Source organism: Deltaproteobacteria bacterium, assembly GCA_016874775.1.
In the GTDB taxonomy this organism is placed as follows: domain Bacteria; phylum Desulfobacterota; class Binatia; order Bin18; family Bin18; genus VGTJ01.
Genome location: VGTJ01000175.1, coordinates 1 through 12,199, shown reverse-complemented (window position 1 = coordinate 12,199; position 12,199 = coordinate 1). Strand labels below are relative to the sequence as shown.

At 53.7% G+C, this 12,199-nt stretch carries 13 protein-coding genes; 7 read left to right on the top strand and 6 right to left on the bottom strand.

The window, feature by feature from the left end; all coding sequences use genetic code 11:
- Positions 1-562: 562 nt before the first annotated feature.
- Positions 563-742, top strand: a complete 180-nt coding sequence (locus FJ147_23190; protein ID MBM4258794.1) for a hypothetical protein — start codon at positions 563-565, stop codon at positions 740-742.
- A gap of 101 nt (positions 743-843) precedes the next feature.
- Here FJ147_23190 and FJ147_23185 read toward each other — a convergent pair whose 3' ends face one another.
- A complete protein-coding gene (locus FJ147_23185; GenBank protein MBM4258793.1) occupies positions 844-1,461 on the bottom strand; it encodes a DUF4124 domain-containing protein in 618 nt (205 codons plus the stop codon).
- A 333-nt stretch (positions 1,462-1,794) separates the two neighbouring features.
- Between FJ147_23185 and FJ147_23180 the strand changes: the two genes are divergently transcribed.
- Positions 1,795-2,985 (top strand): CoA transferase, encoded by a 1,191-nt coding sequence (locus FJ147_23180; GenBank protein MBM4258792.1) that lies wholly within the window; start codon positions 1,795-1,797, stop codon positions 2,983-2,985.
- 93 nt (positions 2,986-3,078) lie between these two features.
- On the opposite strand, the gene FJ147_23175 is transcribed toward FJ147_23180, so the two are convergent.
- Both FJ147_23175 and FJ147_23170 read right to left on the bottom strand, forming a co-directional pair.
- The gene (locus FJ147_23175) at positions 3,079-4,008 is read right to left on the bottom strand and encodes an alpha/beta hydrolase (GenBank protein MBM4258791.1); all 930 of its coding nucleotides are present in this window, start codon (positions 4,006-4,008) and stop codon (positions 3,079-3,081) included.
- A complete protein-coding gene (locus FJ147_23170; protein ID MBM4258790.1) occupies positions 3,924-4,463 on the bottom strand; it encodes a hypothetical protein in 540 nt (179 codons plus the stop codon). The genes FJ147_23175 and FJ147_23170 overlap by 85 nt, the downstream gene beginning before the upstream one ends.
- 176 nt (positions 4,464-4,639) lie before the next feature.
- On the opposite strand from FJ147_23170, the gene FJ147_23165 reads away from it, so the two are divergent.
- Complete coding sequence (locus tag FJ147_23165; protein ID MBM4258789.1) at positions 4,640-5,713, top strand: LLM class flavin-dependent oxidoreductase; 1,074 nt, start codon at positions 4,640-4,642, stop codon at positions 5,711-5,713.
- A 39-nt stretch (positions 5,714-5,752) separates the two neighbouring features.
- Here FJ147_23165 and FJ147_23160 read toward each other — a convergent pair whose 3' ends face one another.
- Positions 5,753-6,436 carry a hypothetical protein gene (locus FJ147_23160; protein ID MBM4258788.1) on the bottom strand — a complete coding sequence of 228 codons (684 nt, stop codon included), beginning with the start codon at positions 6,434-6,436 and terminating at the stop codon, positions 5,753-5,755.
- 296 nt (positions 6,437-6,732) lie between these two features.
- Between FJ147_23160 and FJ147_23155 the strand changes: the two genes are divergently transcribed.
- The 4 genes from FJ147_23155 to FJ147_23140 all read left to right on the top strand — a co-directional run bounded on the left by FJ147_23155 (position 6,733) and on the right by FJ147_23140 (position 9,403).
- Complete coding sequence (locus FJ147_23155; GenBank protein MBM4258787.1) at positions 6,733-7,095, top strand: response regulator; 363 nt, start codon at positions 6,733-6,735, stop codon at positions 7,093-7,095.
- A gap of 176 nt (positions 7,096-7,271) precedes the next feature.
- The gene (locus tag FJ147_23150) at positions 7,272-8,528 is read left to right on the top strand and encodes a response regulator (protein ID MBM4258786.1); all 1,257 of its coding nucleotides are present in this window, start codon (positions 7,272-7,274) and stop codon (positions 8,526-8,528) included.
- 54 nt (positions 8,529-8,582) lie between these two features.
- Positions 8,583-8,906: a hypothetical protein gene (locus FJ147_23145; GenBank protein ID MBM4258785.1), complete on the top strand. Its 324-nt coding sequence runs from the start codon at positions 8,583-8,585 to the stop codon at positions 8,904-8,906.
- Positions 8,873-9,403 (top strand): HD domain-containing protein, encoded by a 531-nt coding sequence (locus FJ147_23140; protein ID MBM4258784.1) that lies wholly within the window; start codon positions 8,873-8,875, stop codon positions 9,401-9,403. Before FJ147_23145 ends, FJ147_23140 begins: the two co-directional genes overlap by 34 nt.
- 10 nt (positions 9,404-9,413) lie before the next feature.
- On the opposite strand, the gene FJ147_23135 is transcribed toward FJ147_23140, so the two are convergent.
- Together FJ147_23135 and FJ147_23130 are read right to left on the bottom strand one after the other, a co-directional pair.
- Positions 9,414-11,303 carry a hypothetical protein gene (locus tag FJ147_23135; protein ID MBM4258783.1) on the bottom strand — a complete coding sequence of 630 codons (1,890 nt, stop codon included), beginning with the start codon at positions 11,301-11,303 and terminating at the stop codon, positions 9,414-9,416.
- 66 nt (positions 11,304-11,369) lie between these two features.
- Positions 11,370-11,954: a hypothetical protein gene (locus FJ147_23130; GenBank protein MBM4258782.1), complete on the bottom strand. Its 585-nt coding sequence runs from the start codon at positions 11,952-11,954 to the stop codon at positions 11,370-11,372.
- Positions 11,955-12,199: the final 245 nt, after the last annotated feature.

Here is a 12,199-nt window from a genome sequence, read left to right as displayed (position 1 = left end):
GTCGCCCGCGTTCATCCAGCTCTTCGACCAGACTTCGATACTTAGACCGAAGCCAGCACACAATGGTCTCGTCTCTCATCCCTGCTCTTGTGCAGAGGCTCTCCACTCCGGTCAATCACTATTGCGGTAAGTTGTTTCCTGCCACCGCCTTAGTATACTTTAGGTGGTCACCGGAGAGACCGTAGCGTGCGCCGTGCGCACGGGAATCAACGCTGGCAAGCGCATCGTGCGCACAGCACCCCCTACCCCAACTGTACGAATGTTCCTTGGTCCGAGTCCGCGTGATCGGTAGGACGGGTTCCACCTGTCGCCGGAGGATAAGTCACTTGGAGTTAGTTACTCGACTCACCTGACAGCAGGTGCATGGATTCCTTTTCCGCAGTAAAAAACGCCAGCCGCAACGATGAAGTGGAACGCACAAGAGGGGCAGTGCTGTCGCTGTTATTTTCCAGGTCAATCACAAACCGTTACTTGCGCCAAAAGTCTTCGCTTTCACAAGGGTCCTTTTCTCTGGTCAAAATTGAGCCTTGCCACTTTCGATGATTCGCGCGATAACGCACATATGCCACATGATCTTGTTGCCCTCTTCCTCCTCACTGGCTCCCTCAACGTCGTCACCATTGCGACAGTCATGTATTGCGGATTTCCTCGATCAGAGACCCGTTTCACGTTGGTCGTGACGTTGCTCCTGACATATGCTTTGCTCACCCTGGCGCCGTTAGTCTTTCTTCCCTTGCGATGACGTTGGGAATACCCCGTCGTAAGTCGAAAAGCTCAAATGAAACGAGCCTGGGGATACCAGGCTCGTTCGTGCCAAACGAATGCGACAGTGGGGATGCAACGTTATCTGCGGTGTAGGCTCTGCGGGCCAACAGATAATTTCAGTCGATCGAGGACATCCATGCCAAGCAAGACAAGTCCAGGTTGAGGGCCAACTAACACGCGCAAGTCGGTTATTTCCTCATCTCCTAACCGCAGGGTCGGCAGACGACCAATCCAACTCTTAGTGACACCGTTTACTCCTCGCAGAGTTGCTTCTTCGACATGTTCGAGTTCGAGTTCTTTCGCAGTCTCTTGGTCCACAAGAGAAATTTGCGCACCAGTATCGACCAGCATCAACACATCACGGGTTCCGCAGCCCCCATCAAGCTGTGCGCGAACAAACTTTTGCGATGGACGGTCAGCAAAGGTGACAAGCGGGATCTCGTCGCTCCCTTTGCCCTTTTGCATGGATGAGCGAGGCTGCGTAGCCAGCGTCTTAGCTCGACCAAAATCCTGAGGCGAGCTAACGGAATCAGAAAAGTGCGTCACCCCATTCTTATCGGTCCAGGTGTAGATCTTTCCCTGTGTCCACGCAGGACTGGCCGCAAGGACCACAAACGTAGCTGTGAGAACGAGTTGGTTCCAGCGGAAAACGAAACGGGCAGGAAAATTCACTATCTGTCGCATGCGTCCGGACATAATCTCCTCGATATCCCCACCGTATAGCCTCTCTGTCCTCCATCAATCGGCAAGCTGGCCCATCACTTAAACTGCAGGACAGGAACACGGGAGCAGAGGAGCATGCGCTGCCCGCCCTCGCTAACAGATTGATTCCCCCCTACTTTGTATCGTACGAGCTTGCCTTAAGGCAAATCCGCCCCCCTCCTACGCCAGAACCCAAGGGGGGTTGCTTTTTTGTCCGGCTCAACCTGTGAGGCGTCGAGCCGCACGCTTGCTCGCGGTCCCCTTGTGTTTGCACCGAAAGGCCGGTAAGGCCGGGAAACACTCGTTGGAGGAAGGAGGCCTTTGTCTATGGCTGGTTGCCTGACAGGTATCCGCGTGCTCGATTTTTCGATTGTCGTGCAAGGTCCGCAGTGTGCCGTCATGTTGGCCGACCTCGGCGCTGATGTGATCAAGGTTGAACAACGTAGGTCTGGTGATATTGCCCGCGGTATTCCTATCTCTACCAGTGATCGACGCAGTGGGTACTTTTATGCCCTCAATCGCGGCAAGCGCAGCGTGACCCTCGACATCACTCGCCCACAAGGACTCGCGATCGCCCACAAACTGCTCGAAAAAGCGGATGTCATGATGAGTTCATTTCGCCCAGGCGTCCTCGACCGCCTCGGCCTAGGATACGAAGCGTGTGTTGCGATCAATCCACGCCTGATTTATGCAACCGCCTCCGCACTCGGCCCCAAAGGTCCAGATGCGGAACGTCCTGGAGTCGACCTCGTGGCACAAGCGATGGGAGGGCTCATCTCAACAATCGGCCAAGACAATGAGTTTCCTTCACCAGTTGGCGCAGTCATTGGTGATAGTGCAGGAGGGCAGAATCTCTGTATTGGTATTCTTGCTGCACTCTTTGCTCGTACACACACTGGTCGTGGACAGCGAGTCGACGCTTCACTCATTGGCGGGCAGATCTGGGCTCAAGCAGGAGAATTGTCATATCAGCTCCTTGGTGGTGTCACTCCAGGTCGGGCCAATCGTGGCCATGCGGCGCTCCCCATTCTTTATCGCGTGTTTCGCACTGCCGACGGCTATATGGTTATCGCTGGAGTGAATGACAACGAATGGCCGGCGTTCGTACGCGCCATTGAACGTCCAGAGCTTGAGCACGATCCGCGTTTCGCAAATCTCCAGTTACGCGCGGTCAACATGGCTGCGCTTCTAGCCGTTCTCGATCCACTATTCGCGACCCGTAGGACTGCCGAGTGGTGCAAACGCATGAAGGCGGCTGACCAACGTTTTGGTCCGGTCAACAGCTATGCCGACGTTGCGAACTATGACCAGCTCTACGCCAATGGCTATCTCCGTATCGTCAATCACCCGGAATGGGGGCCAACGAAATCGATTGGCAACCCAATCTCTCTGAGTGAGACACCAGCCGCGCCCGGCGATTGGGCACCAGAATTGGGGCAACACACAGAGGAAGTACTCGTTGATGCTGGGTATACGTGGGACCAGATCGAGCAACTCAGAACACAGGAAATCATCTAAAAAGGCTTTAGGCTTTAGGGAAAACTCTTCCGTAGTTGTTTGTGATGCTACGCCATGCGCTGGGACGAATGTCCCCCTTGGAGCCTGAAGCCTTTAACCTATAGCCTGGGTTGTTAAAAACTCCTGCACGACCTTCACCAATCCGTCAGGGTTATCGAGCATCACATGATGATAAGAGTTCTTCACCTCGGTCCAGCGGGCATGGGGAAGACCACCCACGAGTCGTTCGACCTTCCGGTCCGATAGTACCGGTGTATTCTCCGCTCGCACAACGAGTGTGGGACACGTAATCTGTCCCAGTAGCGGTAGCCCATCGACTGGTTCACGGAACAACGTGTTACGGTCAAGCTTCGACACCCATTTCCCATCTGACCGTTCTTTGAAAGCGAAGGACGCGATGTAATGTAGCCGTTCCGTCGACATCACGGACTCGGCCGGTAATACGCGAAAACGGCTCACTGCCATTGCAAATGAATCAAACTCTTTTGCTGGCTTCTCACCTAACTTGCGGAGAAACTCGACCGCAGCCTCGGGGTAGGTCGCATCAGTATCGACTAAAATCAGCGCACGCAAATCCTGCGCATACTGCGTGGCAAAAATGACCGAGTTGTGCCCACCCATCGAGTGCCCCATCAGCACGGGCTTCTGCAACCCCAGTGCAAGCATAAACTCGCGCAAATCACTCACATAGTGACGAGTCGCGTACGCCGGTGGCCGCGTGTGGTCGCTATCACCATGCCCACGTTGATCGGGAGCATACACATGAAAATCCGTTGCGAGGTCAGGAGCAACAAAGTCCCACCAATGGGCATAGGCTGAACCACCATGCAGAAGCACGAGCGGAGGCTTTCCTTCAGTTCCCCAATCTAGATAATGCAGCCGTAAACCGTTCACCGTGACAAATTTATCTTGATAGCCAGGCACTCGTCGGTCTCCTTTCAACGCACGAACACATCGCGATACCACCACAACAACCCAATCGCCAAGAGCTCGAGCGGAAAACTGATCGCTAAAAAGATCCACTCACTTGTGCGGATCACGTCCGGATATGGGTTTCCCGTGAGGTACCCGAGTGGGTAGAACACCATATACGTCCACTCAGACACTGGCACGTACACCAAATACGCAAATGCCATATACCACCCCCACCGACGCATCCCAATGAGCCCAATCATCGCACCAGCATACAGAAGCAAGTGGGGAAATGCAGCTTTCCAGGCATCCTCCCCTACGAAGCGATAGCCAAACCACACTCGACTGAGACTTGTGTAACGTACAGAGAGAAAACCCCAAGTGAGGTCACCACGCTCCCCTGGGCTGAGCAGAACATTGATGTCTTTCACTGTTCCGAGAAAGCCAATAAACGCGAGTACTCCGGCCACGACTCCAGCGCGAAACAGACGAATATCACTAGGCTGCGGCGATACCGCAGTATCTGTAGTGTCTGAGGTTCCAGTACGGTCGGTACCTTCATGCATCGTGCAACTCCTTTTCTGTCATCGCACCCATAAATCCCAGTACCGCCATAAAAGTCCCACAACCAAGAATTTTGCTCGCGTTTCCCATACTTTGCCAATGACTGAGCGCTGCTTACCTGATTGACATCGCCAGTGCAAGCCGTTAGGGGCAACCTACCAATCAGCAGGAGGGGAGTATGGACTTTGGCGTATGTGTGTTGGCCAAGCCCGGTCGCTGTGCGCAAGATGCGAAACTCGCGGAAGAGTGTGGCTTCTCACAGGTGTGGGTAAGCGATACACAAATGATGGCTGGTGACCCCTACCTGTGTCTCGGCCTCATTGCTCACCAGACGAAACGGATCAAACTCGGGACCGGGGTGTCAGTCGTAGGCACTCGCATACCACCGGTCACGGCAAATTCCATAGCCACACTGAATGAGCTTGCCCCTGGTCGTGTCATTCTCGGCATTGGTACCGGCAATAGCGCGTGGCGGGCGATGGGTATGGCTCCACGGCCACTGAAAGACTTTCGTGAAGAGATTCGTGTCATTCGGAGTTTGTTACATGGAGCGGAGGTCGACTTCCAGCACGGCACGGACCGCCGTGCCGTGAAGTTCTTCCATCAGGGACAGGGCTTCATGAATACACGCGATGCCGTTGCTATTCATGTTGCCGCCAATGCTCCGCAGGCAATGCACCTTGCCGGAGAAATCGGCGACGGATTCATTACGTCACGGACAAATTCACTTGAAGGTTGGCAGCAGACCTGGGCGCAGGTCCGACAGGGCGCAGAGCAAGCAGGCAGGAATCCCAACTCGCTGTATACGACGCTGCTCACCACCTCCTGCTTGCTACGAGCTGGGGAAGGCTACGATTCACCAAGAGTGAAAATGGCTGCGGGACCATGGGCCATGTTGGCGATGCACGCACTGTATGAGCGAGTACAAAATCCAACTGCAGCCCCAGATGCGATTCGGCCAATCTTCTCGCACTATCAAACATTCATCGATGAGCAGAAACGTCGCCTCGGTGATCGCTATTACCTGACACTCCACGACGGGCACGGTTTATATCTCCAGCCTGAAGAGGAACGCTTTGTCACTCCCGACGTCGTGCGAGCCACGACCATGACTGCCATGCCTGAAGAGCTGTTAGAACGACTTCATGCTTTAGAGCGTGCTGGAGTGAAACAGGTCGCCTTTCTCCCGGCGACCGATACATTCGGTGAGTTTGTGCGCGAGTTCAGCGAGAAGGTAATCGCGAGATTCTAAGCCGGCCCGGCACGACGTTGGACATCGCCCCTCTGATGATTAGAATTCTCCACTCGTCGCCTCAGGAAGAGGCATCGGCGTCAGCTCCGGAACGCTTTTATCAGGAGACGACATCGCTGCCGCCGCAGCAGCCTGAGCTTTCCGCTTGGCACGCCACTCCTGTAATCGTTGCCGTGCATTTTCCTTCTCACTCTCGGTAATGTCTCCGCAGGGATTACCGTCGAGGTCGTAGCGTGCTCCGCCGCGCGCTACCGCCCGGAGATACGCTCCCAAGCGCGGATAACGCCATTGAGCAATTGCTCGACGAATCTGCTCAGGTGAACGATCTGGAAACTGCTTCTCCAAAAGCTCATGAATACCGACGGTTAAGGGGCGTATCGCCTCAGGGTGCGCTGGGAACACGATGGGCCACCGCTCCATAATTACCCGATACAACGCCGGTGGAGGCGGTGGCGGTGGCGCTTTTTTCACTACTTTCCGCCCTCCACGACGAGGAGGCGCGACAGCTTGCCCTCGCGGAACTGCCGTTACTGGTGGAATCGGCTTTCCTTTGCGCCGGATCACGACAACTCCACTCTCTGGACCTGAACGAGCGCTTATCGGCGTAGTCGGAGGGAGCTGTCCGTGAGACGGGGTTCCTTCCGCCATCCGCGGGTTATCAGCAGTCTTGCTTGCCGCAGGTCGGCGAATAATTTTAGAAGGATCAAGACGCGTCGGTCTCATAGTTCATTTCCTTTAATGCATCGATTGCGGAGCCGCATTCCTTTCCTCACCCTGGCGAGCAGACTCCCGCAAGATTCCGGCACCCGTTCTGCCAACTCCCTACCTTATGGCTAACATACAAATGGATGCCAGCAGGTCCACCTTGCCCCTGTCGCATAAGAATAAAACATTATTGCCTAAATACAACTCTACCTACGAGACTTAACTTTATGGAACTAAAAATTTCTGTCCTTGCTCCGATACTCACAACAAGAGAAGAGTACGCTATTGAGACAGCGAGAAGTGACGGAGGCATCATGAAAACCCTACTTCTTGCAGATGATGAAGCAAATCTGCGGATGTTGGCACGTATCACCTTGGATGATCCTGATTATCGTATCATTGAAGCTGCTGACGGAACAACCGCACTGTCCCTCGCTCGCGCCGAACATCCTGATCTCTTGGTCCTCGATTGGATGATGCCTGGCCTCACGGGGATAGAAGTTGCGCTGCTGCTGCGGCAGGACCCAAGCACGTCCGACATTCCTATCATCATGCTCACCGCAAAAGGTCAGTCAGCAGATAAGGAACAAGGGCAGAGCTGGGGAGCATACGCCTACCTCGTCAAGCCTTTTAGCCCTTTGGAATTACTAGAAAAAGTAGAAGCTGCGCTCCAATAAATAAACGACTGCTGGTCGTGTCTCCACACTGGGAGACATGACACCGGGCAAAATTGGGGGTCAAAGTGCCCAAAAGGTGGGAATGGTTGCTTGAATACGCCTTTGCCACTTGCGTGTTCGTGTCACTTCGCAGCATACTAGTAGAGAAGCCCAACATAGATTTTCCTGGGGGGGGCATGAAAACTATTCTCCTTGCGGATGACGAAGCAAACCTGCGGATGCTCGCTCGCATTACGCTTGATGACCCTATGTATCGTATTCTTGAGGCCGAGGATGGGCTTGCGGCCCTGAAATTGGCACGCAATGAACGACCTGACCTGCTCGTGCTTGATTGGATGATGCCTGGACTCTCAGGCATAGAAGTCGCCCGCCTTCTCCACCAAGACCCAGAAACCGCTCATATTCCGGTCATCATGCTGACGGCGAGAGGACAAGAAGCCGACCGTGCACAAGGACGGGATATTGGCGTACACGCGCATCTCGTCAAACCCTTTAGTCCTCTGGACCTGCTGCAGAAAATCCAGGACGTGTGGAAAACTCAGCATGAGTTCCTAGGACAGTTACCCACGTCTCCATCCGCAACCGATCTTTTAGAGCCAACCGTCGAGATTCAGCAACAACTGAACATGTCGAGTTCTCAACTCGCATTATATGTCCGTGATCTGCGCCAGAGCGCTGCTGCAGCCTACAGCAAGGCACAAGAACTCTCTGAGAAAGCCGAGGAACTCTCTGAGGCAAACTCTCGCTTACAGATTCTCGATCGGCTAAAGATCGATTTTCTCGCATTTATCTCACATGAGCTGCGAACACCGCTCAATACGATCAGTGCAGTCGATATTCTCGATCCACAAGCTGACCCGAAAGACCAACGTGAAGTGATTGCTATCATTCGTCGCGGCTACGAACGGTTACATCAGTTTATTGAAAAGGGTCTTGAGTATTTCAATTGGCTCGCGGCAAGTCGAGCGGATCTTACCGTTTCCACTGACCTTGCTCGCGCCGTGACGTATGTTATTCGCCAGCTCCCAGCGTTCGACGCTTCCCAAGGTGAGTTTTCTGTTGCTGGCCTCGACACGTCCTGTCACGTTCGGGGAGCCATAACCCACTGGATCAGTATCATACAGACATTGCTTGATAACGCGATCAAATTTTCTCACTCCCCTCAGCATATTCAGGTGCACTTACAATCGTTCAATGGACAGGCGGTGCTTACCGTCACAGATCAAGGACAAGGATTTCCTCCTGAACTCGCCCGTGAAGTGTTTCGTCCGTTCACGATTGCGAATACGCGAAATCATTCTCGTGGTTCTGGTTTGAGCCTTTCCCTTGCCAGTGTCATAACCGAAGCGTACGGAGGAACGATTCAGGCAACAAGCCCTGGCCCTGGCAAAGGGGCCACGTTTACTGTCAGCGTTCCACTCCTCTCGTCGTAACCGGTTAATGACACCACAGAAAGACTGGCTGTCCTCCTGATAGCAGGAATTTTTATGGATCTCGCTCACGAACAGTATGTCGCTCAATTACAGTTGCAACTCCGCGAAGCGCAAGCGCAATTAACTTTATACGCAAAAGACCTGCGCCGTGTTTGGGTCCGCGAGCGGGAACACGCGCGGGCTTTGCACGCTGCCACATTGCAACTGCAAGCGTTTGCCAAAGATTTGCGAACTTCGTACGAAGCAGAAAAACGCAAGAGTCACGAATTAGAACAAGCGCATTATGAAAGTTTACTGCGCCTCACCCGCGCGATGCGCTATAGGATGATGAAAGCGCTGCGCATATTGAACGCCTCAGCCATTACACCAAAATCATAGCACAGCACTTGGGACTGCCTGCACCCGAAGCTGACCTGATAGCGGCAGCAGCCCCCATGCATGATGTGGGGAAAATCGGTGTCCCTGACGTCATTCTGCTGAAAATGGGACCGCTTGATGATGACGAATGGAAAGTCATGCGCAATCATGCGGCACTTGGCGCCAGCCTTCTTAAAGGTGCGCCCTCTCCGCTCTTAGAACTCGCAGGCCAAATTGCCTTAACCCACCATGAGCGATGGAACGGCTCTGGCTATCCGCAAGGGCTGTGCGGCGAAGACATTCCTCTAGCTGGGCGGATTGTGATGTTAGCCGACCAGTATGACGCCCTGCGCAGCAGACGGCCCTACAAAGCGGCATTCACACATGAACAGACCTGCGACATCATCTTGCAGGGTGATGGCCGGACCATGCCAGAGCACTTTGATCCGCAACTCTTGGCGGTCTTCCGCGAAGTCCATTCGAAATTGCAGACGATTTACGGCCAGTTGAGCGACTAACGAAACATCGCTAGGGCTTATCGAGCACCCTCACACGGAATGAGACTTTTCCCTGTAACGTTGCTCCTGATGTTTCCTGTCCTGGGACAAGGTCATCGACACGGGCTTTCAGAACTGCCAGGTCGCTTTGCGTTAACCCATTGCGAGAAAGTTCTGCGATCACCCGTTCTGCGCGAGTCAGCCCAAGGACTTGGTCTCCTAACGGCGCACCATTTGCGTCGGCATGTCCAATCACGTCAATCTTTACCGGCTGCCCCACAAACTGTGCCGCAGCGAGCAGAATGCGTATCGTCCCAGCAATCTCTTTCAACGTAGACTCCTGGCTGGACATCAGATCAAGCGTATCGACAAGAAACTGTACAGTCTGCCGCTCCAGTCGCTCTCTTGCCATAGCCAGCTCTGCGCGTTGAGCCTCTTGTGCATTACTCGGAGTAACATTTTTTGCTGTTCCTGTTCCTCTAGGCGACACTTCTCGAGGTGCAGCGTCGCTGCTTCCCGCTTCTTTGACCGTCTCAATAAAATTCGTGACGCCAGGAATAGCACGTGCCAAACGTCGTGCATCATCGACCCATTGACGAGAAGCAGTTCCCGCAGCGGTCAGAATGCCATTGTCATATTGCAATGAGATGCTCTCAGGCGGTACAAGTATCGCTTTCGCACGTAGAAGAACAAACTGCGGATGCAACGTTTGATACGGTTCCCATCGACTCACAACCTTTCCTGGGTCGATCCCTGCTTGTTGGAGCAAGAGCTCAGGATTCGCAGCTAATGGATCACGAAGTCCGGTCACAAACCACTTCCCGCGATGCTTTTCGCTCGTAAGAACAACCACCCCAGGTTCAGCGTTCAGCCGCTCCAGGTACGCAGACCAGTCCCAGCGGTCCTGCAGGATCAGATACCCCCACCATCCAAGAGCAGCACCAACCCCAAGAAGCACCAACCGCGATACCCACGGATGACTGCGTCGGCTTCGTTTGGGTTGCGTATCCGTCTGCACCTGAAGACACTCTTCTAAGTGTGGCCGACACGCAACGAATGGTGTCGTGTCGCCACGAAAGCCATCGAGCTCTCGAGCACACTCCAAGTGAATTGTCTCCAGCGCGTCAAGGAAAAAACGCCGGATGCGGCGCGGAGGAGTGCCGCGAATTACCGCAGCTAAATACGCCTCTCGCCCCTGCTCAACATCAACTGTGAGTTCGCCGATTTGAAAACTCTCAAGCGTATCATCTTTCGTCGTACTCACCGGGTCCTGGATAAAGCTCTTGATGGCCGCCAACATGCTTGTCACCATGTCGGCATCTTGCATCCCCTCTGTTGTCATTCCAACATACTGAAGGAGTTGCCCGGTTTTTTTATGTACCAGGAATACTTGTTCCACACGATACAATAGTGTGTGGTTGAGGGCGATTTCGGCAAACGGTCGTCCAGTACGCCATGATTCAAAACGCCAGCGAAGGCTTCTGAACGATATCCAGCGTTTGATTGTCTGGCTGATCTGTTGCAGCCAATGGCCCAAAGCAGCCCCTAGCGCTTGACGAACAGCGGGGCCGAGTAGCGGGGTAATCGCATCAGTAAGGGGTTGCGGGTTCCTTTTCACCGAGGCAGAAATTGCAGCTTCGATCGTAGGAGTAAGGACACTGGTCAATTGCTTGTCTCGCAACCGCGCACGGGCAAGAATCGCTTCAGGAAGAACCTGGCTCACCTCTTCGGCACGAATCCGTCCTTTATCGATTCGCTCACGAAGTTCTGCGACTTGAGCAATCTCAGCCCCGAGTAAGAGCGTACGTAACTCAGAAAGCTCATTCTCCTGGGTAGGAAGTGAAGCAGGAGAAGGCCGGGATACCTCAAGCGCAGGATTCACGGAAAATACAGATGGAACTTCCCCATTCGGTTGTTTCACGGTCTCTCCTCACAGACACAGAGCCTAGTCGCAGTGTCCGCGCGCACCCTGCCTATCACCAGCGACTTACTCGCTGTCTGGGCGGCGGACCTCGTTGTTGATACGCGCCGCAACTTCATTGAACAGCGCAGCAAGAGAAACCCGATCACTCCTGTATGATTGCAAGTCCTTCACTGCTTGTTCTACTAATGCCGTCAGTTCGTTGTGCTTCAAACGAATGTCTTCACTGAGCGCTTTCGCTCGATCGTCGAATTGAAGCTGTAATTCTCTGAGGTTTTTCGTCCCTTGTTCTTCGAGCTGGCTGAGCTTTTGCCAAGAGAAATCACTCAACGCTTTCAATTCCAACGAGAGAGTCTTCACAGCTCCGCCCCGCTCACTCGACTCTGTAAGAAAACGATCATTGAGAGCTTCGACCTCTTTCTTGACGGAAGTTTCGAGTGAAGCCAACCCTCTGTTTAAATCATCGCGAAGATCAGCAGACAGCTTTGTCAGACGATCTTCCAAGCGCAAAAAACGGCTTTCCACGGCTTGCATGTGTGCCCCGAAAAGAATCTCACGAATCTTCTCAAGACTGCCACTCTCATTTTGGGCATTGATTGTCTCCGGTTGACGATCAAGAGATTCCCCTACAGCACCATTGTGTTCTTCCAATGGGAGGGTTGTGTTTTCGGCCGTTGCGATACTCAGGTGATTTTGAGAAAAGAAGATACCCAAAGCCGAGCGAGTGAGGTACGATAGCGGAGAGACAGATAACGTAGGGAGAGGTGGGGGGGCTAGGGTGTTCAGGAAAGATTTCACCAGTCCAAGTGCTCAACAAATTAGTGGGCAACAGATTGCCGATTTGCGCTTAGCCGCAGCGCAGATGCGCGGTGCCAAGCGCCGTGCCTTTCAGGCCG